Consider the following 25627-nt stretch of genomic DNA (forward strand, 5'->3'; position numbering starts at 1 on the left):
ATCGGGGGGTGATCCGCCCGTGAATCTGCTGCTGCTGGTGCCCCTCCTCGCCCTGTCCTACCTGCTGGGGTCCATTCCTGCCGCCGCCTGGGTCGCCCGCGCCCGCGGCATCGACATCCGCCGGGTGGGCAGCGGCAACAGTGGCGCCACCAACGTGCTGCGCTCGGTCGGCAAGGGACCGGCGGTCGCCGTAGCCCTCTTCGACATCGTGAAGGGGGCGCTCGCCGTCTTGATCGCGCGGGCGGCGGGCCTGGACGACCTGCAGGCGGCCCTGTGCGGGGCAGCCGCCGTGATCGGGCACAACTTCAGCCCCTTCCTGGGATTCCGGGGCGGCAAGGGTGTGGCGACCACCTTCGGCACGCTGGTGGTCCTCTCGCCCGCCGCCGGGCTGGGGATGTTCGTGATTGGCATCCTGACGGTCGCCCTGACCCGGCTGGTGTCGGCCGGAAGCATCCTGGGGGGCGTCACAGCGGCGCTGGTCGCCTGGATCACGGGGCAACCGCTGTGGCTGAGCCTGCTTGTAACGGCCCTCGTCGCCCTGATGGTCTGGCAGCACCGCGAAAACATCACCCGCCTGCGGGCCGGAAACGAGCGGCGGCTGGGCGACAAGGGCTAGGGCCAGCCCTCAGCGGCGTTTGCGCAGGAAAGACAGCCACCCGGCGGCCTGCGGGCGACCGGCCGGAGCGATGTCCTCCATGCGGATTTCGGGCTCGGGCAGGGGCGCGGCCTCCCAGCCGTCCCCGGCGGCGACCAACCCCCCGAAGCGGCCCGCGGCGTAGCGGGCGTGCTTCAGCTCGGCTTCCAGGCTGGTGGCGCGGGGATCGGCGAGGGCCTGCAACATGGCCTGCAACGTCTCGTCGGCGCAGACCCAGCGGCCCTGGGCGAAGGTGGCTTCCTGACCGTAGATACGAATCCTGGCGGGCATACCGGGGCTCCCGTCTCCGGGCGGGGACCCCCCTGGGCACCCGCGCCCGGCCTTGATCTTGGCGATGCGGGCAGCATAGCGCAGCCCCGCGCCGGGCAGGTGTCCCCGGTGACCCCCGCGCTTGACCCCCCGCCCCCCGGCGGGTACCTTGCCCCCATGCGCCGCCCGACCCCCCGGACCCCCTGAGGGCGGCCCCCGCGTTCCGGCCGCCCGCGCCCCCCCGCGAGGCGGAGTTTTTCTTTGAAGGAGGACCTATGCGCGTCGCCATTGTGGGAGCCACCGGAGCGGTCGGCCACGAACTTCTGCGGGTGCTGGAGAAAAGCACGCTGAACTTGGGCGACCTTCAACTCTACGCCAGCCCCCGCTCGGCGGGCAGCACCCTCACCTTCGCGGGGCGGGACCTCACCGTGCAGGCGACCCCGGAGGGAGCCATTGACGCCGACGTGATCCTGGCCTCGGCGGGCGGGTCTATCAGCAAGGCCCTCGCCCCGGCGTGGGTGGCGGGCGGGGCGGTCGTGATCGACAACTCCAGCGCCTTCCGCTATGACCCAGAGGTGCCGCTGGTAGTGCCCGAGGTCAACGGGGAGGCGGCCCTGCGGCACCAGGGCATCATCGCCAACCCCAACTGCACCACGGCCATCGCGGCCGTCGCGGTCGCGCCGCTGCACCGGGCCTTCGGGGTGCGCCGGATGATCGTCTCGACCTATCAGGCGACGAGTGGGGCCGGGCAAAAGGGCATGGAAGAGCTGCTGACCCAGACCCACATGGTCCTGCACGGCAAGGAGGCCGGGGCCGAGGTCTTCGCGCACCCCATCCCTTTCAACGTCATTCCGCAGATCGACAGCTTCGAGGACAACGGCTACACCCGCGAGGAGATGAAGGTGGTCTGGGAAACGCGCAAGATCATCGGGGACGAGTCCCTCCAGATCAGTTGCACCGCCGTCCGCATCCCCACCCTGCGCACCCACGCCGAGGCCATCACGCTGGAGCTGGAGCGCCCCGCGACCCCCGAGCAGGCCCGCGAGATTCTGCGGGCGGCGGCAGGCGTGGAGGTCCGCGACGACCCGGCGGGCAAGCTCTACCCCATGCCCCTGACCGCGACCGGCAAGTACGACGTGGAGGTGGGCCGCATCCGCTCCTCGCTGGTGTTCGACGGCGGGCTGGACCTGTTCGTGGCGGGAGACCAACTGCTCAAGGGCGCGGCGCTGAACGCCGTGCAGATCGCGGAATACCTGCAAGCGCAGGGAGCGCTGCGGGGTCGGGTCACGGGTTAGACCCGGCCCACCCAACCCCTCACTCCCCTGGGGCAGACTGGAGCCATGCGCTCCCCCTCCCCGCCCCCGCGCCGTCCCCGCTCCCCGGTGGGGGCGGCCCTGCTGCTGACTGCGCTGCTGGTGGGTGGCGTGTGGGCGCAGGAGGTCGTGGACCAGTTCGCGTTCGGGGGACGGCTGGACCTGTACGGCATCGTGCCGCGCGACCCCACGCGGCTGGAGAACGTGCTGGCCGCGCCGTTCCTGCACGGGGATTTCGCGCACCTGATCGCCAACACCGGGCCGCTGGCGGTGCTGGCCTTTATGGGGGCGCTGCGCGGGGTGGGGCGCTTCCTGGCGGCCAATGCCGTGATCATTGTGCTGGGCGGCGGGCTGGTGTGGCTGCTGGGGCGGGGCGGGAGCCTGCACCTGGGGGCCAGCCTGCTGGTGTTCGGGTACCTCGCCTACCTGCTGGGCGTGGGCTGGTGGGAGCGGACGCCGGGGGCGATCCTGGCGGCGCTGCTGGCCCTCTTCCTGTACGGCGGGGCGCTGTGGGGGGTGCTGCCCACCAATCCGCTGGTGTCGTGGGAGGCGCACCTGTTCGGCTTCGTGGCGGGGCTGGTCGCGGCGGCGGGGTTGCATGGACGGCGGCCCCCCGCTCAGGTCAGGTCATACCCGCCGCCCTCCAGGTTCTGACGCACCCGTTCCACCAACTGCCCCTGCTCCGGCCAGAAGAGGCGCGGCACCGCATTCAGGGGAGGCCATTCGAGCCGGAAGCCGGGCTCCAGCGGCGGCTCGCCGACCTCCCCGGTCACCCCCAGGAAAGAGCGGGTGACCTGCCAGCGCGTCCGGGCATAGTTCTGCCGCTCCAGCACACCGAGGTCCGCGACAAGGCGCACCGCCGTCAGCCCCGCCTCCTCGCGCAGTTCGCGGTGCAGGGCCTCCTCGTGTGTCTCGCCGGGTTCCAGACCGCCTTTCGGGAGCTGGAGGTACTCGCCCGGCTCCACGACGACGGCCACGTGCCACTCCCCACCCTCGCGCCGCAAGACCACCGCGCCCACACTGGCCCGCTCGGGGAGGCCAGGGGGCCGGGCATACCACGTCGCGTCGGGCGGCGGGAGACTCATAGGGTGACCATGCCCTCCGGCGTTTCCAGCATCGCGGACAACTCCGGCTGCGGGGCCTCGTAGACCTCCACGTCGCCCGCGAGGGGCAGGGCGTCCAGCCGGGCGCGGAGGGCGTCGGGATCGGGGGTGCCCAGGCGCAGGGTCAGCAGGCGCACCCCGGCGTCGGGCAGGCGCGTGGGCGGGGGCGGCGTGTGCCACTCGATCAGGCTGGGGACGACCCCACCCCCCGGCAGCGAGCCGTCCGCCGGAACGGTGAGCGTCCAGCGGTTCTCGCCGCGCGACAGCTCCAGTGCCTCCCCGTGGTGGGAGAGGTGGACCCCCGGCAGGTCCGGCACGCGGGCGACCCAGTGAATCAGCACCGGGCCATCCTCCAGCCGCTCCCGGAGGTCCGGCGTGTCCAGCCCGAACCAGCGCGGGCGGGGGGGCGGAGGAGCCGCCGGATTGACCGCGATCACCTCCAGGTAGAGGTCCGGCCCCAGCGACAGCAGCGCGTTGTGGGTACCGAAGAGGGCGTGTTCGCCGCCGGGCTGCGTGGGCACCCCCAGGCGACCTTCCAGCCACGCCCGGCCTTCGTCCAGCGTGCGGGCGGCGACGACGAGGTGGTCGGGAATGGCGGCGGACATGGGACGAGCATACCGGCCCGCTGTTCCCGTTACCCTAGGCCCCGCGCGGACGGCTCATGCCCACCGGGTCGCCGAGCAAGATCGCTGCCGCCTTCTCGCCGCTCTCCATCGCGCCCTGGATGCTGCTCATGGACGTGACCTCGGAGGCGAGGAGCACGCCGGGCAGCCCGGTCGCGTGCCCTGCCAGGGTCGCGGCGTACTCGGGCGGCTGGGGGAACTGGGCGAAAGGAATGCGCTCAATGTGCAAGGTTCGCAGCCCGGCAGCCCCTCCCCCGTACCAGCGACTCAGCTCGCCGCGCACACGGGCGTCGAGGGCGTCGTCATCGAGGTTGGGGACTCCCAATACCGTCACCGTCAGGAGGTGGCCCCCGGCGGGCGCCCGCTCCGGAATCGCCTCGCTGACCCACTGGGCGTTGTTGATGAAGCCCTCCTCGGCGTTGAGCAGGAGCCGGGGCTGGGGGTCCAGCCGGGTGGCGGAGGCGTAATGGAGATAGGTGCTGCCCAGCCGCCCGCGCGAGAGCGGTTCGCCGGTCAGGGCGGCGGCGGTGTCCGCATCGGTCGCCACGAGAACGGCGGAGGCGTCGAGTTCCCCGGCGCTCGTCACCAGGGTCACGCCACCGGGCCGGGGCCGCAGCGCGGTCACCCGCACCCCGGTCGTCACGTCCAGCCCCGCCGCGAGTTGCCGGGGCAACTCGCCCACGCCCGCGCGGGGCAGGGCCGCGCCGCCGTCGAGCAACATCCGGAAGTAGTAGCGAAACAGCCGCGCACTCGTGTGCAGGTCCCGCCGCAGGAAGATACCCCCGAAAAAGGGCCGGAAGAAGTTCGTCAGTGCCGCCTCACTGAAGCCCTGGCGCCTCAGGTAGTTCTCGGTCGTCTCGTCCGGGCCGACGAGCAGGGTGTGGGGGGCGGGCAGCGCCAGCCGCGCCCCGAGGCGGGCCACCCGCGCCTTGTCCGCCAGGGTCAGGGCCTTGGTCGTCAGGGTGGAGGGCAGGCTGGCGAGGTCACGGCGGGGGTCGCCCACCACGTCCGCCCGCTCCCCGCGCCGCACCACGCCCGCCGGGGCGACCGGCACGAGGTCCAGCGCCGCGAGGTCCACATTGCGCCGCAGGGCCGGATACGCCGGAAACAGCACCTGATAGCCCGCGTCCAGCGTGTACCCGTCCACCACCCAGTTCGCCACCCGCCCGCCGACGTGCTCCGCCGCCTCCAGCACCCGCACGCGTCGCCCCGCCCGCGTCAGCACCCGCGCCGCCGTCAGCCCGGCGAGGCCCGCGCCCACCACCACGATGTCACCCATGGGGGCGAGGCTATCAGCCGTCCCGTCCGCTTTCAGCCGCTTCCCCCAGCTCCAGCCCGTAGCACAGGCTCTCCTCCATCCCCACGTAGTACCCGTAATTGGGAATGCGCCGGAAGCCCGCCGACTCGTAAAGGTGCAGGGCCTCGGCCTGACGGTCGCCGGTTTCCAGCACCAGCCGCGTGTAGCCCAGCGCCCGCCCCCGCTCAATCAGACCAGCCAGAATTTGCCGCCCCAGCCCCCGGCCCCGCGCTGCCAGGACGGTGTACATGCGCTTGACCTCGGCGCTCTCCGGGTCCAGGTGCTTGAGGGCACCGCAGGCCAGCAGTTCGCCGCCCTCATCCACCCCCAGCAGCACGCTGCCCTCACCCGCGAGCACGGCGGGGTCGAAGGGTTCGGTGCGCTCGTCGGTGCCGCCGTAGAGGGTCCGCAACTCGCGCTGCTGCGCGGTCATCAGGCGGGCCGCGCGTGGATCGTCAAAGAACAGGGGGACGAGGGGCATGGGCCAGCCTACTCCCCCGCTCCCGACGCCAGCGCCCGCCCGGACCTGTCCAGCACGCGGAAGGCGTAGCCCTGGGGCGTGAGGCGTTCCCAGGTCACCCGGAACCCCTGACACGACCCCGGCACCGCGAGCGCCGATTCGGCAGGGTAACCGCCCCGTTCCTGCCGGGTCAGTTCCAGCGTGCGCGAGAGGTCGTTGGCGCAGTGGGTCGCGGCGGCCTGCTGCACGGTGGCGGCGGCGTCTGACGGAACGGAGGGAGCGGCGGCCAGCGCCTCCACCCGCGCTTCCAGATCGGTCACGCGGGCTTCTAGCCGGACAATTTCGGCACGGGCCTCGCGGTCCTGGCAGGCGGCCAGGGAAAGGGACAGGAGGAGCAGCAAGGCGCGGAGCACGGTCTACCGCTCCAGCACGCTCACAACCTCCACGTGGCTGGTCTGGGGGTAGAAGTCGTGGGGCGTCACGGACCCCAGCTTCCAGCCCCGGCGCACGAAGTCGCCCACATCCCGCGCCCAGGTCGCGGGGTCGCAGCTCACGTACACCAGACGGTCGGCGGTGCTGGCCTGGATGTGCTCGCGGGCTTCCGGCTCCAGCCCGGCGCGGGGGGGGTCCACCACGATCACGTCCACGCCCAGCTCGCTGAAACGGGCCGCGTCGCCGCTGCGGTAGGTCACGTTGCGCTCGCCGCTCAGGGCCGCTGCCTGCCGCCCCCGCGCCAGCGCTTCGGGCGCCGAGTCCAGCACGGTCACGCGGGTAAAGCGGGGCGAGAGGTGCCGCCCGATGGCCCCCGAGCCGCCGTAGAGGTCCACCGCGTGCGTGCCCTGCCCGGCCAGCTCCGCCGCGCGGAGGTAGGCCAGCCCCGCCGCCTCCGGGTTCACCTGCGCGAAGCCGGTCGCGGTCACGCCGACCCGCACCCGCCCGAACTGCTCCTGTACCTCGGACTCGCCCGCGATCAGGCGCACGCCTGCCCCGAAGCGCCGCCCGGCGGGTTCCGCGAGGCTGACGCCGACCACGCCCGCGTCCATCAGGTGATCGGAGGCCCGCAAGAACACGCGCGGCTCGCCCGCCCCGATCAGGGCGGCGACCACCTCGCCGGTCAGGCGGCTGGCGCGGAAGGCGACCTCGGTAGCGGGGTCGAGCTGTTCGGGGTCCAGGCGGTCCATCACGGTCTGGATCGCCTCCATCACCAGCGGGTCCTGACCGACCGGCTGCGGGTCCCGGCCCCGGCGCTCGCGGTAGGCGAGGCCCGCCGGGGTCACGAGGTACTGCGCCGTGTTGCGGTAGCGCCACTCGCGCGGGCTGGGCACCGTCTCCCCCACCGGGTGGCGCAGCTTGGCGATGCGGGTCAGCGCCTCTTCCACGAAGCCGCGCTTGTAGCGCAGTTGGGCGGGGTGCGCCGCGTGCGCGAGGTCCACGGTGGGGAGGTCCGGCGCCTCTACCCGGTCGGCGCTGGGGGTCAGCACCCGGCGGGTCACGCCCTGGCGCACGCCCCGGCCCGCGCGGACCTCGGCCTCCACCCGTTCGCCGGGCAGGGCACCGCGCACCAGCACCACGCCGGACTCGTCGCGGGACAGGCCCAGCCCTCCGGCGACCAGTTTCTCGATTTCCAGCGTGAGCAGAGCGTCAGACATATGGGGGACAGGGTAGCGCGGGCGGGGGGTCAGGACGGCCCGAGCGTCTCCCCCACCACCCGCGCCCACTGCTCCCCGTCCGGCACGTGGGCCAGGCCCGGCACCTCCAGCAGCCGCGCTCCCGCCCGCGCCGCCAGCGTGCGCCCCAGCTCCGGCGGGCAGATGCGGTCCTCGGGGCCGATCACCACCCAGGTCGGCCCGCCGATGCGCTCCGCGTGCGTGAGGGGCGAGCCGTCCACCCACTGCGCCGGGGTCAGCACCGCGTCGTAATAGCGACGCAGGATGCCCGAAGTCGTGCCCGCGTACACCCCACGAAGGTCGGCGGGTGGATTGACGGCCACGGTGCGCCCCGCCCGGTGCCCCTGCGCCGCTGCTAGCAGGGCAACGAGGCCCCCCAGCGAGAGGCCCAGCACGGCCGTGCTGCTCACCCAAGGCTGAGCTTCCAGCCACGCCAGCACCTGCCCCAGGTCGCCCGGCCCGCTGCGCCCATAGTCGTCGCAGCCGCCCGACCCGCGCCAGCCGCGCAAGGAGAGGCTGAGGGCGTGCCAGCCCGCCGCGTGCAGCAGCCGGGCCGGGGTCGCCATAGCGGCGGCATCCTGGCCCCAGCCGTGCAGCAGCAGGGCGGCGGGGGCCGGGTGGGGCTGACGCCACAGGTAACCGCCCAGCGTCACGTCCCCCGCCCTGTTCTCTCGTGGGGGCAGCGTGAACCGGGCGGCGTCCGGAAGGTCGGGCAGGGCGAGGCCAGGAATGCTCAGGCCGAAGCCTTCTCCCGGTTCACCCCGAGTACCCACCCGCTCAGCCTTCCTCGTACTCCAGGTAGGTGTAGCCCAGCAGTTCCTCGCCGTAGTCCTCCAGCAGCTCCTGCTCCTGGCCGGGGGGCAGGGTGCCCACCTTCAGCGCCGCGTCGGCTTGGTCCTCGATGGAGTCGCGCAGCATGACTTCCTCGTAGCCCATCGACTCGATCATGCGCCGCGCCTTCTGCCCCCGCACGAAGAGGTCGATGTGGTACTTGCCGCCGGGCCGCACGGTGACGTGCGCCTCGCTGACCTTGCCGAAGAGGTTGTGGGCGCTGCCCAGCACGTCCTGATAGGCGCCCATCAGGAACACGCCCAGGTAGTAGGGCCGCCCACCGGGTTCGTGCAGGGGCAGGGTGGCCTTCACGTCGCGCAGGTCGATGAACTTCTCGATCTTGCCGTCCGAGTCGCAGGTGATGTCCACCAGGGTGCCCTGCCGGGTGGGGCGCTCGTTCAGGCGGTCGAGCGGCACGATGGGAAACAGCGCCTGAATTGCCCAGTTGTCGGGCAGGCTCTGAAACAGCGAGAAGTTGCAGATGTACTTGTCGGCCAGGACTTTTTGCAGGTCTTCCAGCTCGTCGGGCACGTACTTCTCGCCCTGAATGAGCTTGGCGATCTTGCGCAGGATCGCGTTGAAGAGGGCCTCGCCCCGCGCCCGGTCGTCCAGGGTCACGTAGCCGAGGTCGAAAAGGTTGTGCAGCGTCTGCTTGTCGCCCACCGCGTCGTTGTACATCTCGCGGTAATTGCGGGCCGAGATGCCCACCAGGATCTCCTCGAGGTCCTTGATGATCTGGTGGCTGTCCTCGTTGGGAGCAGCGAGTTCTTCCAGGTCACGGGTGGGGCCGGTCACGTCCACGACGGGCATCACCAGGACCGCGTGGTGGGCGGTCAGCGCCCGGCCCGATTCACTGATGATGGTGGGCTCGGGCACCTCGCGGGCCTTGCAGACCTCCTGCACGGTGTACACCACGTCGGCGGCGTACTCGCCCACGGTGTAGTTCATGGAGGCGTAGAAGGTGGTCTTGGAGCCGTCGTAGTCCACGCCGAGGCCGCCCCCCACGTTGAGGTACTTGAGCTGTGCGCCCGCCGCGATGAGGCCCGCGTAGGTCTGGGTCGCCTCGCGCACGGCGACCTTGACCCGGCGGATGTCGGTGATCTGCGAGCCGATGTGGGTGTGCAGCATCACGAGGGAATCGAGCATGTCTTCCTCGCGCAGCCGCTCGACCACCCGCAGCAGCTCGTAGGCGTTCAGGCCGAACTTGGCCTGGTCGCCGCCCGACTCCTCCCACTGCCCGGAGCCGCGAGCGTGCAGCTTGAAGCGCACCCCGATGGCGGGCTTGACGCCCAGCGCCTTGGCCTGCTTGAGCACCCGCTCCAGCTCGGAGAACTTTTCCAGCGTGATGACCACGTTCTTGCCCAGGGTCCGGCCCCACAGCGCGAGCTTGATGAAGCCGTCGTCCTTGAAGCCGTTGCAGCACAGCAGGGCGTCAGGGTGCAGCCGCTGCGCGAGGCACAGGGCGAGTTCGGCCTTGCTTCCGGCCTCCAGGCCGTGCGCGTACTCGTAGCCAGCGGCGGCGACCGACTCGACGACCATGCGGCGCTGGTTTACCTTGATGGGAAAGACGCCCTGGTAGTGGCCCTCGTAGCCGTACTCGGTGATCGCCTTGCGAAAGGCCTCGTTGAGGTGCCGCACGCGCCCGGCGACGACCTGCGGAAAGCGCAGGATGACCGGCAGGCTCTCGCCGCGCTCGACGATCTCGTCCACGATGGCCCGCAGGGGCGCGTGCAGGCCTGGCGAGGGGGTCACTTCCATCTGGCCCTTGTCGGAGACGCGGAACCAGCCGCCGCTCCAGTTGGGAACCTGATACAGCTCGGCGGCGTCAGCGGTGGAAAAAGGGGTAGCAGCAGTCAAGTCAGGCGTCCTCCGGGGTGGGGTAGGCTCGCCGTGCGCGGGGTTCGGAATGCGCCTGAACAACGACAGCTCTGGGCACTCAACGGACGCCGTGCGAAACCGGGGCGCATGATACGGCGAAACGCCCGGAGGGGTAGGGGTCCAGGCGGCAATTGGCAGCCCGGCAGTTACGGGTCAGGTGCCCCACAAGAGAAGAGCGAGGCGCCGTGGCACCTCGCTCCCCTCTATCTTCTGGCGGTCCGGACGGGATTTGAACCCGCGACCTACTGCGTGACAGGCAGTTATGCTAACCGCTACACTACCGGACCAGCGGAGAAGAGAGTACGGGCCGGGCGCGGAGATGTCAAGCCGCGCTAGCCTGGGCGCCATGACAGCAGCGCAGGCCGGGCAGGTCGTCTTCGCGCGCGGGGGCGTCCCCGAGAGTGTCCATCACGTTCATGTCGCCGTTGTGGACGCTTCGGGTGAGGTGATCGCCTCCTGCGGGGACGCGGGGCTGGTGACCTTTCCGCGGTCGAGTTCCAAGCCGGTGCAGGCGCTGCCCCTCGCGCTCGCGGTGCCGGAGTTGCCCGGAGACGAGCTGGCGATCGCCTGCGCCAGCCACGCCGGAACGCCGGAGCATCTGGGGGTCGTGGAGCGGCTGCTGGGGCGGTCGGGCAGCACGGTGGCCGACCTGCGCTGCGGCACGCACCCGCCCTTCGATCCGGGCGCGGCGGCCGACCTGATTCGCCGGAACGAGAAGCCCACCCCGCTGCACCACAACTGCTCGGGCAAACACGCGGGGATGCTGCTGGCGTGCGTGCAGCACGGCTGGCCGCGCGAGGGGTACACCGAGCATGGGCACCCGCTTCAGGTGCGGATTCGGGAACTGCACGCCGAACTCGGCGGGGTGGGGTTGGACGACGTTCAGGCGGGGACCGACGGGTGCAGCGTGCCCGCCTTCGCGCTGCCGCTGGACGCCACGGCGCGGATGTTTGCCCGGCTCGCGGCGCCGCAGGGCGAGCCGGCCCCGGCGCTGGAACGCATCTTCGGGGCGATGACCGCCTGGCCCTTCCTGATCGCCGGACCCGGACGGCTCGACACCACGCTGATGCCCCTCGTTCCTGGCCTCGCCGCGAAGATGGGCGCGGAGGCGTTCTATGGGATGGCGCTGCGGGAGACGCCGCATGGGCCGCTGGGCGTGGCCTTCAAGATCGCGGACGGCGGCGAGCGGGCACGGCCCCACGTGGCCCTCGCCGTGTTGGAGGCGCTGGGCGTGCCGATCACCCCAGAGATGCGGGCACTCGCCCCCGCCACGCTGAGCAACTGGGCGGGGCGCGAGGTGGGAACGGTGGAAGCCCACGTCGGGCTGACCTGGGCGTGAGTCAGCGCCGCGTGGCCGTGAAACTCAGCTTGTAGGAGGTGCAGTCGCTCGCCTCCACCAGAAAGGTGCCCTGCGCCTGGGTGGCCGACACGAATCGCCCAGCGAACTCCCAGGCGAGGTAGGGGGCGGTGGCGCGGCGGTTGAAGGCGCCCGCCTGCACGGGCACGTTGCCGGGCATCTCGCCCAGTTCACCGATCAACCGGGCGTTGAGCTTGGCGCCGCTGCTGCTCAGGGAGTCGCGGCAACGCCAGTAGCCCGTCATGCGAACGTTGGTGATCGTGCGCCCGTCGGCCGCCACCTGAAAGCTGATGCTGGTGCCCTTGAAGTCCCCGGTCAGGTCCCCCGTGTAGGTGCCGGGTCGGGGGGTCACCCCGGCAGCGGCGGTGGGGGGGGGCGAGGCCGGACGGGCGGCGGGGGCCGCCTGCGCCTGGGCGGCCCGGAGTTGGCACCAGCCCAGCACCACGCTCTCGTCGTCGAGGTAGAGCAGGCCCACGTAGCGGTTCGCCTTCTCGGTCAGGCGAAAGGAGAGGGCGGAGGAGCCGTCCTCCTCCACCTCGTCCAGGGTCTCGAACACGATGCCCCGCGTTCCGAACTGGGTGTCTAAGTCGTCCGTGATCCGGTCCACGAGGCGGGCGTCGTTCCAGACGAGGTATTCGCTCGCCTGACAGGTGCTGCCTTCCTCCCGCGCCAGCCCACTCAGGTAGCTTCCGAACTCGCGGGTGGCGGCGGCGTCGGTGACCCGAATGGCCCCCGGCGTCACGGGCAGGCGCAGCAGCGTGGACGAGGGTGCTGGTCCCTGCTGTGCCGGAGCGAGGGTCACGAGGGTCAGGCCCAGGGTGAGGGCGAGGGGCAGCCGCAGCGTGGTCATGGGTCCCTTCCTTTCCGTGGCCGGACCTACGGGCCACGTCCGCCCCTGCCCCCGGCGGGAGGCCTGCAGGCATTGTGACGGTGGCCTCACTGTACGCCCCCGCCACCCGCCTGCATACCTTGACCCCCGGTGCATTCCGCGCTATCTTCTGTCCATCACCGCCCGATGAGGCGGCTTTTTTATTGCCCTTCCTCCCCGGCGTCCAGCTGTCCCTCCACCGCCGCGAGGGCGAAGGCAAACTCCTCGGCCATTTCGTTGAGCGCGTCGTAGCGGCTGCTGGAGCCGCCGTGCCCGGCCCCCATGTTGGTCTTGAGGACCAGCACACCGCTGCCGGGCTGGCGCAGGTCGCGCAACCGGGCCACGTACTTGGCGGGTTCCCAGTAGGCGACGCGGGGGTCGTTCAGGCCCGTCGAGACGAAGAGGTGCGGGTACACGGCGGGCTTCAGGTTGTCGTAGGGGCTGTACTCGCGCATGGTGGCGTAAGCCTGAGGCTCGTTGGGGTTGCCCCACTCGTCGTACTCGCCCGTGGTGAGCGGGATGGAGTCATCGAGCATGGTGGAGAGCACGTCCACGAACGGCACCCCGACGAACGCGGCCTTCCACAGGTCGGGCCGCAGGTTGACCACCGCGCCCATCAGCAGACCCCCCGCGCTGCGGCCCATCGCCACGAGGTCGCCCGCGATGCCCGCCGCCTTCAACCCCTCGCCCGCCGCGATGAAGTCGGTGAAGGTGTTCATCTTGTGGGCGAGGCGCCCGGCGTCGTACCAGCGCCGCCCCAGTTCCGAGCCGCCCCGGATGTGCGCGATCGCCCACACCCAGCCCCGGTCGAGCAGCGGCAGCCGCCCCAGGCTGAAGGCCGGGTCCATGGACGCCCCATAGGAGCCGTACCCGTACAGCAGCGTGGGCGCGGGCAGGGCCGTGTCGCGGCGGCGCACCAGGCTGACGGGCACCCGCTCGCCATCCTGAGCGTCCACCCAGACCTGCTCGGCCACGTAGGCCGCCGGATCGTAGTTCGGCACGGGCGTGGCCTTCACCAGCGCGGTTTCCAGCGTGTTCAGGTCGAGGTCGAGGTGCTCGCCAGGGCGGGTCAGGCTGGCGTAGAGGACGCGGGCCGTCGCCGTCTCGAAGACGTGGTTGGCCCCGATGCGGACGGTGTAGCTGGCCTCCGGAAACTCCACCCGGCGCGCGGGGCCGTAGCCCTCCCCGGTGCGCGGCAGCACCCACAGGCGGGTGAAGCCCCCCTCGCGCCCGGAGACGAGCAGGCGCCCGGCGAACAGGTGCATGCCGGTGAGGTAGCGCTGGGGGTCGTGGGGCAGCACGTCCTGCGCGTCGGCCCAGGTCACCCCTTCCCCCTTGGGCAGGCGCACCAGCCGGAACTCAGACGCGCCGCCCTGGTTCGTCAGCGCGAGCCAGTGGTCGCCGCCGTCGGTGAGGCTGACCTCCACGCCGCGCTCGCGGGGCAGCAGGACGCGGGGCCGGGCGGCGGGGTCGCGGGTGTCCAGCACCGCCACCTCGTCGGCCATGTTCGCGGAACTGCCCAGCAGCAGCGTCTCGCCGTTCTCGGCCACACGCGCCCAGGCGCGGAAGGTGGGGTCGGTCTCGTGCCACAACTCCTCGTCGGCGGTCTGAGGCTGGCCCAGGGTGTGCCGCCAGATGCGGGCCGGGCGCTGGGTGGCGTCCTCGGTGGCGTAGAAGAGGGTACGGCCATCCGCGCTCCAGTCCAGGGTCCAGCCGCTCACGCCGGTCAGGGGCGGCTCGGCGAGTTCGCCCGTCGCCGTGTCCAGCACGCGCAGTTCCCACAGCTCCTGCCCGGTGGTGTCCAGCAGGTAGGCCCAGTGGCGCCCGTCCGGGCTGGGGCGGGTCACGTAGACCCAGACGTTGGCGTGGCCCTCGCGCTCCTTCAGCGCATTGAGGTCGAGGAGAAGCTGGACCTCTCCCCCGGCACGCGGGCGCCGCAGGAACAGGGGATGGGCCTTGCCCTCCTCGGTGCGGGTGTAGTACTCCCAGTCGCCCTGGGGGACGGGGGGCTGGTCGTCTTCCTCCTGCACGTGGGAGAGGAGTTTCTCGTAAATGGCCTGCTGAGTCTCGCGCAGGGGCGCCATCACCGCGCCCAGGTGAGCGTTTTCGGCTTCCAGGTAGCCCAGCACCTCCGGGTCGGCCTTGCCCTGGGTCTTGAGCCAGTGGTAGTCGTCGGGGCGGGATTCGCCGTGCAGATCGTGGGTAAGGGGCTTCTTGGCAGCGCGGGGCAGGGACATGCCTGAGCGTAGCAAGGCGGGGCGCTAGGCTGAGCGCATGTTTCGCCGTGACCCCCTCCAGACGGCCCGGCGCGAGCTGGAGGCGGTGCTGGAGCGCGACCTGCGCCCGGCGCTGCCGCTGCTGCGGGCCGCCCTGCGCCGGGGCGGGGTGGTGGGCGCGGCGCGGGGCGGTCAGTCGGCGGTCGTCGGGGTGGGCGGCGTTCCCAGGGACGGCGCCTTCGAGCTGGCGAGCGTGACCAAGCCCTTCACGGCGGCGCTGGCGGGGGCGCTGGTGCGGGAGGGACGGCTGAGCTGGGACGCGCCCCTCTCGCGGCTGGGCGGTCCTTTTCGCCCCTTCCCCGACTTCGTGACCGCCCGTGCCCTCGCCACCCACACGGCGGGCCTGCCCGCTCACCCCGCGCGGGTGGCCGTGACCACCTTCACCCGCTTTCAGGACCCCTACGGCGGCATGGACGCGGCGGCCGCCCTGGCAAGTGCCCGGCGCTGGGCGAGTCGGCGGGGGGCGGGGCGGTTTATGTATTCCAACCTCGGGGCGGGGGTGCTGGCGCTGGCCCTGGCGCACGCGGCAGGCGAGCCCATCAGCGCGGCAGGCTACGGGCAGGCGCTGGCCCGGTTCGTGACGGGGCCGCTGGGGCTGCCGGGCGTGGGCCTCACCCCCCCGGCACGCGGGCTGGTCGCTCCCACCGCCACGCTGCTGGGCGAAGGGGTCACGGGGTTCGGGCCGCTGGCGGGCGCGGGCGGGCTGTTCGGAACGGCGGGGGACCTGCTGACCTTCGGGACGGCGCATCTGGAGGGCAGGCTGGGCGGGGACTGGCGAGAAGTTCTGCGGCCCCCTGCCCTCCCCCCCCATCTGGACGGCGTGGCCCCCGGCTGGTTCCGGCGCGGGGGCGTGTGGTGGCACGACGGGGTGGCGCGGGGCACCCGCACGGCGCTCGCCCTCGTGCCCGCGTCCGGCACGGTGGTCACGTTGCTGGTCCGGGGCGGGGTGCCGCTGGTGGGGCTGCGGGGGGTGGTGGGGGCGGCGGCGCTGGCGCTGTCGGGGCCTTCAGCGATCAGGTCTCCTCGCTGAGAGCGGACGGCGGGCCACCCTCACGGGACCAGCCACGTCACCCCCCGCGCGTCGTTCAGGCCGCTCAGCAGGGTCACCGGGCGCCAGTTCACCGTGTTCCCGGTGTTGCCCGACCCCAGGCCGATCACGGTGTCGTACCCGCTGAGGGTGGTCGCGCTCAGGGCGTACAGGAAGCCGTCGGGGGCGAAGGTCACGTCGCGCAGGTCGGCGAAGGCGTTCACGGTCAGGGCCTCGTTCCGCGTGCCCGAGGCGTCCCACAACCGCAGCGGCTCGCTGCCTAGCCCGCTGGAACGGGGATCGCGCCACGCGGCGATCAGGTTGCGGCCGGGCACCCCGCTTCCCGCCGAGGTCCACAGGCGGTCCACCCGGCCGGTCCCGAAGGCGTCCAGCGCGTCCTCCGCGACGGGCACCCCGTTCGTGCCCAGCGGCTGCACCCCGGTATCGGTCGCCGCGTAGACGGTGGTGCCGTTGGGTGCCGGGGCGAGGTCGCGGATGGCGGGCGTCGGGACGGGGAGGTCGTCCCGGGGATCGGCGCCGGGGGTGGTCGCGGCCACCCGCACCACCTCGCTGCCGCCGCCCAGCGCGGGGCGGGCCACCACCCCCACATCCACCCCGTCCGCCCGGCGCACCAGCGCCACCCGCACCGGGGGCACGTCGGTGCCCGTCACCACGGCGGCCCCGCCCACGGCGGCCCGCCACACCAGCGTCCCGTCGGTGCGGTAGAGGGCGAGCTGCTGGGTGCCGTTCAGCACGCCCCCCGTCTCGCACTGGCTGAGGCTCAGAATCCGGTCGCGCCCGGCATTCAGCGCGGTCGTCACGAAGCAGGGGGGCACGAAGCCCGGCGCGTCGAAGGCGGGGGCAAAGGGCCGCACGTCCGCCAGGTTCGCGTCGCGGCTCTCCAGTCCTGCCCGGCGGGTGAGCAGCAGGCGTGCTCCGCCGCCGGGCAGGGTGTCCACCGCCACGCCCCCGGTGACGGCCACCGGAGGACTGACCACTGGGGTGGGCGTGACCCGGATGCCGTCTCCCCCGCCCGTCGAGACCGTCCGCAGGCTCGCCCCTCCATCCGCCAGCACGGCGAGCCGCAGCGCGGGCAAGGTTTCCACCGTCCCCGTGCAGGCGGAGAGCAGCAGGGCGGTCAGGGGCAACAGGGCGAGTCGTTTCATGGGCGAGACCTCCGGTGGGCTGAGGGCTGGAAACTGGTGGCTGGCCGCTCTCACCGGTTCCCCGGATTGAGAGGCCCCGGCAGCAGCGGAATATTCAGCCCGCCCACCCCGTAGTCGAAGAGGGGGTAGCTGCTGCTGCCCGGCAGGCTGATCCCCAGCCGGTAGCGGCGCAGGCTCATGTCGATCTCGGCCTGCAAGGCCCAGCAGCAGCGGTCGATGGTCAACCCGATCACGGGCGCAAGGGGGGCCGGGTTCAGCCGCTCGCCGTCCACCCAGGTAAAGGTCTGCCGCAGCGCCGCCGTCACGTAGGCGCCGGGGCGCGGCCCGTCCCCGATGGCAATGCCCACGCGCACGGGGTCCAGAATCAGCGTGTCGGTGGCGATGTCCTCGGGGAAGGTCCCCGTGCGGGTGCGGCTGTAGGCGGCGCGGCCCGAAAGGGCGAAGCGGGTGCCGAACTGCCAGTCGGCGTTCAGGTCGGCCCGCGCGACTTCGGTGCGCTGCTGCTCCAGCCCCGGCGTGTTCACGGTGGCCGAGAGCGCCAGCGACTGCCCCGGCCGGGTGGCCCGCACGCTCCCGGTCAGGGTGGGGCGGGTGTAGCCCCAGCGCTCCACGTCGAAGGGACCGCCGTAGGTCAGTTGCCAGTTCGTCGCCCGCCCCGCCGCCGTCCCCACGCTGAAAAAGGCCGTCCCGTTGGGCCGCTCGTCGCCGGGGGCCTGCACCTGAAGCTCGTGGGTGTGCGCGGCAGTGTACTCGCCCCGCCACGTCGCGCTGTAGCGCCCCGAGAAGCGGTTGTCGATCAGATTCCACGTCTCGCTGCCGGAGAAGGAAATCGGGTTGATCACCGTGTCCGTCCGCGTCGCCCCGGCGAACTCGGCGCTCAGCGACCGCAGGCGGGGCGTCTCGATGTCGTGGCTGGCCGACACGCTGAAGTAGTTGGAGCGGATGTCCCCGGTCACCGTCGCCTTCACGGTGAAGGGCTGCAGGCCGGTCGCCCGGTTGTAGCCCCCGGTGGCGGTAAGGGTCAGGTTCGGCGCGGGCCAGTTGCTGCTGCGCGTGACCGTCTCCGGCCGGGCGGGGACGGCGGCCGTCGTCTCGGTGGCGGGCCGCGCGGGGCGGGCGGGCACCACCGTGACCTGATCGGCGGTGGGGTCGCTCAGGGTGAGGTTAAAGGACGTGCTCTCCAGTTCCCCGGTGGAGAAGTTGTGCCGCAGCCCGAAATTCAGGTTGACCGGCTTGCGGTTCACCGTCACCCCGAAGGCGGTCGCGGGCTGCTGGTCTTCCGGCAGGAAGAGGTCACGGCTGTAGCCCACCGTGAAGGTGGTGTCCTTGACCGGAACCGTGTACAGGTCCAGCCCGATGGGAGCGCTGAGGCGCTGGCCCGGCAGCGCGTCGAAGGCGAAGGGGCTGGTCCCCTCCACCCGGATGTAGCTCGCGCGGGCGGTCAGGGTGTTCGTCGCGTTGAAGCGCTGGGTGAGTCGCCCGGAGATGTCGAGGTTCACCGTCCGCGCCCCGGTGCCGTAGTAGCGCCCGGTAAAGGTGTTGGACACCGAGAAGTCGGCATTCGTCCACGGCTGGGCGCTGTAGGTAATAGAGTGCTGCTCCTCCAGCCGGGTGGTCGTGATGTTGACCCCCTGCGCGGTCGCCGAGCGCGAGAGGGGATTGCTCGCGGCGGTGTAGCGCCCGGCGGTCAGGCGGGTGTCCACCGTGAAGGTGCCCCGCGAGTACGGCCTGGGGTCGATCACGAGTTCGGGCTCGCGCAGCGGCGCATACAGCGCCGTCTTCGGCTCCGGCCCGAAGCGGTCGAGGTAGGTGAGCTGGGCCGAGAACAGCGGATATTCCACCGCCGCCCGGAAGTCCACCGTGGTCACGTCCCGGTCGGGGTCCGTTTGCGAGCGCCCGATGTCCCGGCGCCGCACGTTCAGGCTGTAGTCGAGGTCGCGCACGGCCAGAGAGAGCGGCACCCGCCCCCGCACCGAGAAGTCGAGGTCGATGTCATAGCCGGGCTGCCGGGTGCCGTCCGCCGCGAAGGGCTTGGGATTCGCCAGGGTATAGAGGTCGACCCGGTCCACATAGGGCAGCGGCGAGTAGGAGCGCAGGTCCACGCCCAGACCGATGGAGGGTTCGCGGTTCTCGTAGTAGCGCAGCAAGGTCGTGCCCAGCGTGTTCGTGCCGATCGAAAAGGGCAGGTCGGCCAGCACGGTCAGGCCGTCCGGGTCGCCGCTCCCCACCGAGAAGCGCGGCTGGCGCTCGGGTTCGTTCAGCGGCAGCACCACGATGGGCAGGTACAACACCGGCACGTCCACGATCAGGAACTGGGCGCGGTAGGCGATCAGGCGGTCGCCGGGGTACACGATCAGGCGCTCGGCGCGGAAGGCGTAGTCGTTCGGCGTGCGCCCGCACTTGGCGCAGGGGGTGAAGTAGCCCCCGGTGGCCCGCAGTTGCCCCGGAATGCGCTCGACCTGCTGCCCGCGAATCTCGATGTCCCCGTCGCTGATGAGCACGTCCTCGCCGGTCAGCTCCTCGGACCCCAGGTCCACCACGAGGTTCTCGCCGCGCAGGTCCTGCCCGTCGCGGGCGGTGCGGTAGGTCGCCTGCCCCACCAGCGTCAGCGTGCGGCGGGTGCGGTTGTACTCCACGCGGGCAGCCCGCACCACGTCGTCGTCCACCCGCAGCTCGACCAGCCCACCGTTTGGCCCGCCCTCCGGCCCGCCGCTGATGATCACGATCTCCTGCTCGTCGATGCGCCGCAGTTCAAGGGACTGCGCCTGCACGATCCGCACCGTGCGAGCCGCCGCCTCCCCCACCGCGAGCAGCGCCGCGAGCGCCCCCGCGAGGAGAGGGCCACGTTTCAGGGAGCGGCGAAAGAGCCGCCCGATCGTCCTACTCGGCATGACCCACCTCCGCCGCCGCGATCACCGGGCGGCCCCGCTCGCCGGGCGCGTCGGCCAGCAGTTCCAGCGTGGTGCCGGGGTAGTAGAAGCTCAGGATGCGGCGGTGGTCGGCGCCCCCACGCGCCATCCCCAGCGCCCCGTACTGCGAGAGCCCTACCCCATGCCCCGATCCGGCCCCCTCCAGCACCAGCGGTTGCCCCGGCCCCACGCTCCCGCCGAGGCGCACGCGGGTGCTGTGCGCTCCCAGCGCCCGCACGAAGTCGCCCGCTTGCAGGCCGCTCAGCCGTCCGGTGCCCGAACTCCCCGTCAGTGTGACCTCCAGCACCCGGCCCGACGCGGAGGTCAGGGTCACCCCCACCGAGCGCACGGTGCCCACCCGCACCCGGAAGCGTTCGGCGGCGGCCTGCACCTTCGCGGCGCTGGCCTCCACCCGCCATTTGGCGCGGGGACTGCCTGCCGAGTGCGGGTCCGGCTGCGCGACGAGGTAGGGAATCCCGCGTCCCCACACCTCCTCACTGGACGCCGTGTGCCCGCCCGAATCGCTGGAGAAGTACGTCTGCGCGGGCTTGTCCCCATAGGCGAGCACCTGCCCGGCGGTGGTCTGAATCGCCGTGTCGGTGCCGGGCTTCTCGGCCGGAACGCCCCGGTAGACCTGGCAGCTTTCGGTCGCGCAGGTGTCGTAGGGCAGCGCCGGGTTGATGCGGGCCGAGACGTAGGTGCGGGCGATCACCGCCTGGGCCGCGAGCGCGGCGGCGGGCCAGCTCGCGGGCATCTCGGCGGGGACCACCCCGCGCAGGTAGTCCTCCACGTTCACCACGTTGATGCCCTGCACGCCGCCACTGACTGCCCGCAGCAGCACGCCGCCCCGGTAGGTCTGGCCCGCGATCTCCACCAGGCTGCCCGGCGACGGCGGCACGTACAGCACGTCACTGCCCGCGTCCTGCCCGCCGAGCGTGAGCTTGCCGCCCCGGTTGCCGACCGTCCAGGGAACCGAGGGCGCGGCGGGGGCGGGGGGGGCCGCCAGGGGCGCCGTCAGCCCCGGTCCCGGCGGGGGCGGCAGCCGCACGGTGAGCTGCGGGCCGCTCGCCACCAGCACCCGCACGTCCAGCGCCCCGGCCGCGCCGGGAGCCGCCAGCGCCATGAGAAAGGTCAGCACGCGCATGAATGACGCGAGTATACGCAGCCCCTCCTGTGCCCCGACTGACAGGGACGTGAGAGCATGCGCCCATGACAGGCGGGCCAGGGCAGGCGGGACGGGTGTGGGCGCACGTGGGACAGCCCTTCGCGGAGCGCGAGTACGACGTGGCCGTGCTGGGGGCCGGGCGGATGGGCACCGCCTGTGCCCTGTACCTGCGGCGGCTGGCCCCTCATCTGCGCCTGCTGCTCGTCGAGCGCGGCGGCCTCCCCAACGAGGAGGGGGCGACCATCCTCGCGCCGGGGGTGTGGACCGCCTTTGACGTACCGCCCGGCCGGGAGGCGGAAGCCCAGTGGACCCACGCCAATCTGTTCGGGGACCCCACCGCCAAACCTCGTCCCCTCCTGCGCCTGCACACGGAGGAAGGCCCCGGCCGCGTGCCCACCCGGCCGATGCTCGCCCGCTTCCCGGAGGCCGCGCCCCTCGTCGACCCCGACGCGCTCCCCTGGGCCGAGGTCGACGAGGACGCCGCGACCTACCGCCCCGGCGCGGTGGCGCTGGCCTGCGGGCAGGCGGCGGTGCGCGAGGGGGCCGACCTGCTGCTGAACACGCACGCGCACCTGACGCCCGGCGGCGTGCGCCTCGACCGCCTGACCGTCACGAACACCCACGAGGTCGTCACCCACGAGACGCATGACCTCCGCGCCGGGGTCGTGATCGTGGCGATGGGCGCCGACGGTCCCGCCGCCGCCGAGCAGGACCTGGGAATTCACACGGCGCACGGGCGGGCCTACCGCCAGTTTCCGCGCCTGAACACCCCCAGCGACGACTGGACCCCGGCACTTCGGGCGGGCGGCCTGACCCTGCGCCCGCAGCATGGAGGCTTCACGGTGGTGCCGCCCCTGCACCACCGCGATCCCTCCGGCTACGTGCCTCAAGGCGGGCGGCTGACCGGGGTGCCGGTGGGCGTGCGCCGCGAGACCCTGGAAGACCTCACCCGCCTGATGGACGCCCTGCCCCCGCTGGCGACCGGGGCGCTGGAGATCGGCCGCAGCCTCGCGGACGTGCCCGGCGCGTGGGTGGCCCTGCCGGACGGCCGGGTGGACGCCCCACCCCGCCACGAGGCGCTGGGGGACGGCGTGCACCTCCTGCTCGGCGGTCCCCTCGCGGACACGCTGGGGCTGGCGGTGGCCTACGAGCTCGCCGCGCGGGTGGCGGGGGTGAGGGAGCGGCCGTGGACATCCTGACCCTTCTGCTCCCCCCATACGAATCCCGGTTGAACAATTTTCGTCACCGTTCAACCCGAGCGGACTTGTAAAGCTGCGGAGCAGAGCGAGTGGCAACAGCACGGTTACCGGGGTCCTGTCTACCCCGGCCCGCCCGCGCCGGGGCCGCCCCTCTCTATCCTGGGGGCATGCGGGAAGCACGAATTCCGGGAGACGGCGGGGCATAACGCCCCCGGCTTCCGCCGCGCCGTCCCCACCCGTTCGCGGTGGGGGCGCCCCGTTTCGGCCGCCCCGTTTCGGCCATCCAGTCCATGCCGCCCCAGTTCCCCACGTTCTCGGAGGTGCCATGACCGCCACGCCGGAATTCAGCCCCGCCACCCTGACCGAGCACGACGTGCTGCGCCTCGCCCTGACAGGCCGGGTCTACGGGGCAGCCGTGCAGACGCCGCTGAGCCCGGCGCCCCGGCTGAGCGCACGCACGGGGGGCGCAGTGTGGCTCAAGCGCGAGGACCAGCAGCCGATCTTCTCGTTCAAGCTGCGCGGGGCCTACAACAAGGTGAGCGCCCTGAGTGCCGCCGAGCGGGCACGCGGCGTGATCTGCGCCTCGGCGGGCAACCACGCGCAGGGGGTGGCCTACGCCGCGCAGCACCTCGGGGTGCGGGCGGTCATCGTGATGCCGGTGACCACCCCCGAGATCAAGGTGCGGGCCTGCCAGGCACGCGGCGCCGAGGTGCTGCTGCGCGGCGACTCCTTCAGCGACGCCGAGGCGTACGCGGCGTCGCTCGGGCACGAGCGCGGCCTGACTCCGGTCCACCCCTACGACGACCCGCACGTGATCGCGGGGCAGGCCACGGTCGCGCTGGAGCTGCTGCGGCAACTCGACGACCCCTCGGGGGCCAGCGTCTTCGTGCCGGTGGGCGGCGGCGGGCTGATCGCGGGGGTAGCCGCGGTGCTGAAGGTGCTGCGCCCAGACGTGCGGGTGGTGGGCGTCGAACCCGACGACTCCGACGCGATGGCCCGCAGCGTGCGGGCGGGGCGGCGGGTCAGGCTCGATCAGGTGGGCCTCTTCGTGGACGGGGTGGCGGTGCGGCAGGTGGGCGAGTATCCCTTCGCGCTGGCCCGGCGGCTGGTGGACGACTGGGTGCAGGTGACCACCGACGAGGTCTGCGCCGCCATCAAGGACGTCTACGACGACACCCGCGCCGTGATGGAGCCTGCCGGGGCGCTCGCGGTGGCGGGCCTGAAGCGGCACGTGGCCGAACGCGGCCTGACGGGGCACACGCTCGTCGCCCTGACCTGCGGGGCGAACATGAACTTCGACCGCCTGCGCCACGTGGCCGAGCGGGCCGAGATCGGCGAGCAGCGCGAGGCCATCCTCGCGGTGACGATTCCCGAGCGGCCCGGCGCCTTCCGCGCCTTCATGGGGGTGATCGGCCCCCGCGCCGTCACCGAGTTCAACTACCGCTATGCCCCCCGCGCCGAGGCCCGCGTCTTCGTGGGGGTGCAGCTCGCGCACCCCGGCGAGCGGGCGGCGCTGATCGGTGCCCTCACCGCGCAGGGCTACCCGGTCACCGACCTCACGGGCGACGAACTCGCCAAGGTCCATATCCGCCACATGGTGGGCGGCCGCGCCCCCGAGGCCGCCCACGAGCGGGTCTACTCCTTTACCTTTCCCGAGCGCCCCGGCGCCCTGCTGGAATTCCTGACCCAGTTGCACGGGCGCTGGAACATCAGCCTCTTCCACTACCGCAACCACGGCAGCGCCCACGGCCGGGTGCTCGCGGGCCTGCAAGTGCCGGATGACGAACTGACCCCCTTTGCCACCTTTCTCGCAGGAGTGGGGTATCCGGCGACGGACATGACGGCGAACGCGGCGTACCGGCTGTTCCTGACCTAGCGGCCCGCCCTCACGGCAGCGTCAGCACCCGCACGTTGCCGTCCCGCGCACTCAGGTAGGCCACCCTCTTTCCATCCGGGCTGACCGACCAGTCGCCCTGCCGCACCTGATCGCCGAGGTCGCCCAGCGTGCGCCACGCGTTCGTACCCACGTTGTATTCGCGCAGGACATGCGGGCCGCCGTTCGGGTCCAGCGGGATCAGCAGCAGGCGCCGGGCGTCCCGCCAGCGGTACGAGCCGAAGGCGCTGAGTTTCCGCGCCGCCCCGCCCGCCGTGGGCCGCAGCCACAGGCCATTGCGGGTCGCCGAGTCGAAGGCCACGTAGTACGTCACCCACGCCCCGTCCGGGCTGAGGCTGACCCCCCGGAACGACAGCGCCGAGGCCAACGTGCGCCGCGTTCCCGTGCGGGTATCCAGCGTGAAGAGGTCCCGGTCCCGCGCCGCCGGGGCGCCCTTGCCACTGAGCAGCAGCGTCGTCTCGTTGAGCCAACCGCTGATCCCCCCGCCGTACAGGGTGGCGACCTGCCGGGGCGAGCCGAACACGTCCGCCACGAAGACGCGGGTGGCCCGGCGGTCAAAGTTGCCGGTCGTGTCGCTGCGGGTGTAGGCCAGCCGGTTCTCCGAGCGGGTCCACGTCACGTCCGCCCCGCGCGTGGGTAGCGTGAAGCGGCGGCGGTCGGCCAGCCGCTCCAGCGTGGTGGCGTCCCCCGTCCCCGGCCGCACCGCCCAGAGCAACCGGGGCGAGAAAAAGGCCACCGAGGAAAAGCGCCGGGTGACCTCTCCCCCGTTCGCCGACACCTGATAGATGCCGGTCGTGGGCCGCGCCGGGGGGCCGTCCAGAAACATCAGGTTCCGGGAATCCGGCGTCCAGACCGCGCCGGGGCAGCAGGTGCCGCTCAGGACCGCTTTGGAGGGGAGGGTGGCCGCGAGCGCAGGCGTACTCAGGGCGAGAGCCAAGACCGCCGCCTTCTTCATCGCGCTCCCCCCGGCGCAGGCGGCCAGGGCAGGCGGAATTCGTTGAGGATGGCTCCACCCCGCCGCACCTCCGGCTGAGATTCCGGCGTCTGCCACTTGCGCGGCGCGGCGAGGTCGTACTCGTACCCCCGCCCGAAGCTGCCTGCCAGCGCCAGCGAGTCCCAGTCGGCGGCGATGTAGGGCAGCGGGTTGAAAAAGCGCTGGTGCGAGCGGTCCCGCAGTTCAAGGTGCAGATGCGGCGCACTCACGCAGGTGAACTGCGAGTCGCCACTCTCCCCAATCACCTGCCCCCGCTTCACCTGCTGCCCGACCCGCAGGCTGGAGCGCACCCGCAGGTGCCCGTACAGGCTGCTGAGGTTCCCGGCGTGGTCGATGACCACGTTGTGCGGCGGACTGCCGTGCGGCCCGTCCACCTCCGCGACCACCCCGTCCCCGATGGAGCGGACCGGGGTGCCGCACGGAGCACTGAAGTCCAGCCCCGCGTGCAGCCCCTGGAGGTTGCCGTAAGTGCTGCGGCGCTGGCGGTAGGCCCCGGTCGTGTTGCCGTACCCCTGCCCCAGCAGCCAGGTGTCCGGCCCCGGCGGCCCCGCGAAGGGCAGGCCGAACTGCCGCGCGGGCTTGGCAATCGCGCTGTCGGGAAGGGCAGGCGCGTAGTGCGCCAAGGCCACCGCCGACGCGGCCAGGAGTCCCCCCGCCACCACGGTTCTGAGTCGCATGGCCGATGCTGCCCCGGCG

At 72.4% G+C, this 25627-nt stretch carries 23 protein-coding genes and 1 tRNA gene; 7 read left to right on the forward strand and 17 right to left on the reverse strand.

All coding sequences use genetic code 11. The features are described 5' to 3' along the window. The first annotated feature begins 28 nt into the window (after window positions 1-28). Window positions 29-616 (forward strand): glycerol-3-phosphate 1-O-acyltransferase PlsY, encoded by a 588-nt coding sequence (gene plsY / locus C3K08_RS11475; protein ID WP_104992045.1) that lies wholly within the window; start codon window positions 29-31, stop codon window positions 614-616. A gap of 9 nt (window positions 617-625) precedes the next feature. Here the strand turns inward: plsY and C3K08_RS11480 are convergent, their stop codons facing one another. After that, window positions 626-925 (reverse strand): hypothetical protein, encoded by a 300-nt coding sequence (locus tag C3K08_RS11480; RefSeq protein WP_104991426.1) that lies wholly within the window; start codon window positions 923-925, stop codon window positions 626-628. A gap of 254 nt (window positions 926-1179) precedes the next feature. On the opposite strand from C3K08_RS11480, the gene C3K08_RS11485 reads away from it, so the two are divergent. Further along, the gene (locus C3K08_RS11485) at window positions 1180-2199 is read left to right on the forward strand and encodes an aspartate-semialdehyde dehydrogenase (protein ID WP_104991427.1); all 1020 of its coding nucleotides are present in this window, start codon (window positions 1180-1182) and stop codon (window positions 2197-2199) included. A gap of 45 nt (window positions 2200-2244) precedes the next feature. Further along, on the forward strand, window positions 2245-2871 hold the full coding sequence (locus C3K08_RS11490; protein WP_104991428.1) for a rhomboid family intramembrane serine protease: 627 nt from the start codon (window positions 2245-2247) through the stop codon (window positions 2869-2871). Here C3K08_RS11490 and C3K08_RS11495 read toward each other — a convergent pair. From C3K08_RS11495 to C3K08_RS11535, 9 genes are all read right to left on the reverse strand, one after another. Then, a complete protein-coding gene (locus C3K08_RS11495) occupies window positions 2835-3302 on the reverse strand; it encodes an NUDIX domain-containing protein (protein WP_104991429.1) in 468 nt (155 codons plus the stop codon). The genes C3K08_RS11490 and C3K08_RS11495 overlap by 37 nt on opposite strands. Continuing rightward, window positions 3299-3925, reverse strand: coding sequence for a VOC family protein (locus tag C3K08_RS11500; RefSeq protein WP_104991430.1), 627 nt, complete (start codon window positions 3923-3925; stop codon window positions 3299-3301). Before C3K08_RS11500 ends, C3K08_RS11495 begins: the two co-directional genes overlap by 4 nt. A gap of 34 nt (window positions 3926-3959) precedes the next feature. Next, on the reverse strand, window positions 3960-5222 hold the full coding sequence (locus C3K08_RS11505; RefSeq protein ID WP_104991431.1) for an NAD(P)/FAD-dependent oxidoreductase: 1263 nt from the start codon (window positions 5220-5222) through the stop codon (window positions 3960-3962). Window positions 5223-5235: 13 nt separating this feature from the next. Continuing rightward, window positions 5236-5721 (reverse strand): GNAT family N-acetyltransferase, encoded by a 486-nt coding sequence (locus tag C3K08_RS11510; RefSeq protein WP_199776924.1) that lies wholly within the window; start codon window positions 5719-5721, stop codon window positions 5236-5238. An 8-nt stretch (window positions 5722-5729) separates the two neighbouring features. Next, entirely contained in the window at window positions 5730-6113 is a 384-nt protein-coding gene (locus C3K08_RS11515; RefSeq protein ID WP_104991432.1) for a hypothetical protein, read from the reverse strand. A 3-nt stretch (window positions 6114-6116) separates the two neighbouring features. Then, window positions 6117-7349, reverse strand: a complete 1233-nt coding sequence (locus tag C3K08_RS11520; RefSeq protein WP_104991433.1) for a class I SAM-dependent RNA methyltransferase — start codon at window positions 7347-7349, stop codon at window positions 6117-6119. 29 nt (window positions 7350-7378) lie between these two features. After that, window positions 7379-8140, reverse strand: a complete 762-nt coding sequence (locus tag C3K08_RS11525) for a S9 family peptidase (RefSeq protein WP_234009061.1) — start codon at window positions 8138-8140, stop codon at window positions 7379-7381. A 4-nt stretch (window positions 8141-8144) separates the two neighbouring features. Further along, a complete protein-coding gene (gene speA, locus C3K08_RS11530; RefSeq protein WP_104991434.1) occupies window positions 8145-10055 on the reverse strand; it encodes a biosynthetic arginine decarboxylase in 1911 nt (636 codons plus the stop codon). 232 nt (window positions 10056-10287) lie between these two features. Beyond that, window positions 10288-10363 (reverse strand) — tRNA-Asp (locus C3K08_RS11535). A 59-nt stretch (window positions 10364-10422) separates the two neighbouring features. On the opposite strand from C3K08_RS11535, the gene C3K08_RS11540 reads away from it, so the two are divergent. Further along, window positions 10423-11415 carry an asparaginase gene (locus C3K08_RS11540; protein WP_104991435.1) on the forward strand — a complete coding sequence of 331 codons (993 nt, stop codon included), beginning with the start codon at window positions 10423-10425 and terminating at the stop codon, window positions 11413-11415. A 1-nt stretch (window position 11416) separates the two neighbouring features. Here C3K08_RS11540 and C3K08_RS11545 read toward each other — a convergent pair whose 3' ends face one another. Together C3K08_RS11545 and C3K08_RS11550 are read right to left on the reverse strand one after the other, a co-directional pair. Continuing rightward, entirely contained in the window at window positions 11417-12283 is an 867-nt protein-coding gene (locus C3K08_RS11545) for a hypothetical protein (RefSeq protein ID WP_104991436.1), read from the reverse strand. Window positions 12284-12462: 179 nt separating this feature from the next. Further along, window positions 12463-14538 carry a S9 family peptidase gene (locus C3K08_RS11550; protein ID WP_104991437.1) on the reverse strand — a complete coding sequence of 692 codons (2076 nt, stop codon included), beginning with the start codon at window positions 14536-14538 and terminating at the stop codon, window positions 12463-12465. 37 nt (window positions 14539-14575) lie between these two features. Between C3K08_RS11550 and C3K08_RS11555 the strand changes: the two genes are divergently transcribed. Then, complete coding sequence (locus C3K08_RS11555; RefSeq protein WP_104991438.1) at window positions 14576-15607, forward strand: serine hydrolase; 1032 nt, start codon at window positions 14576-14578, stop codon at window positions 15605-15607. A gap of 20 nt (window positions 15608-15627) precedes the next feature. Here the strand turns inward: C3K08_RS11555 and C3K08_RS11560 are convergent, their stop codons facing one another. The 3 genes from C3K08_RS11560 to C3K08_RS11570 are packed head-to-tail and all read right to left on the reverse strand — an operon-like array spanning window position 15628 to window position 20823. Continuing rightward, window positions 15628-16770, reverse strand: a complete 1143-nt coding sequence (locus tag C3K08_RS11560; RefSeq protein WP_104991439.1) for a hypothetical protein — start codon at window positions 16768-16770, stop codon at window positions 15628-15630. 50 nt (window positions 16771-16820) lie between these two features. Then, the gene (locus C3K08_RS11565; RefSeq protein WP_104991440.1) at window positions 16821-19661 is read right to left on the reverse strand and encodes a hypothetical protein; all 2841 of its coding nucleotides are present in this window, start codon (window positions 19659-19661) and stop codon (window positions 16821-16823) included. After that, the gene (locus tag C3K08_RS11570) at window positions 19651-20823 is read right to left on the reverse strand and encodes a SpoIID/LytB domain-containing protein (protein ID WP_104991441.1); all 1173 of its coding nucleotides are present in this window, start codon (window positions 20821-20823) and stop codon (window positions 19651-19653) included. Before C3K08_RS11570 ends, C3K08_RS11565 begins: the two co-directional genes overlap by 11 nt. Before the next feature lie 65 nt (window positions 20824-20888). Between C3K08_RS11570 and C3K08_RS11575 the strand changes: the two genes are divergently transcribed. Together C3K08_RS11575 and ilvA are read left to right on the forward strand one after the other, a co-directional pair. Beyond that, window positions 20889-22043: an FAD-dependent oxidoreductase gene (locus tag C3K08_RS11575; protein WP_104991442.1), complete on the forward strand. Its 1155-nt coding sequence runs from the start codon at window positions 20889-20891 to the stop codon at window positions 22041-22043. A gap of 325 nt (window positions 22044-22368) precedes the next feature. Beyond that, complete coding sequence (gene ilvA, locus C3K08_RS11580; protein WP_104991443.1) at window positions 22369-23919, forward strand: threonine ammonia-lyase, biosynthetic; 1551 nt, start codon at window positions 22369-22371, stop codon at window positions 23917-23919. Window positions 23920-23929: 10 nt separating this feature from the next. On the opposite strand, the gene C3K08_RS11585 is transcribed toward ilvA, so the two are convergent. Continuing rightward, window positions 23930-24892, reverse strand: coding sequence for a PD40 domain-containing protein (locus C3K08_RS11585; RefSeq protein ID WP_104991444.1), 963 nt, complete (start codon window positions 24890-24892; stop codon window positions 23930-23932). After that, window positions 24889-25608 carry a M23 family metallopeptidase gene (locus C3K08_RS11590; protein ID WP_104991445.1) on the reverse strand — a complete coding sequence of 240 codons (720 nt, stop codon included), beginning with the start codon at window positions 25606-25608 and terminating at the stop codon, window positions 24889-24891. The genes C3K08_RS11585 and C3K08_RS11590 overlap by 4 nt, the downstream gene beginning before the upstream one ends. Window positions 25609-25627 lie beyond the last annotated feature (19 nt).

Source organism: Deinococcus sp. NW-56 (assembly GCF_002953415.1).
Taxonomy (GTDB): domain Bacteria; phylum Deinococcota; class Deinococci; order Deinococcales; family Deinococcaceae; genus Deinococcus.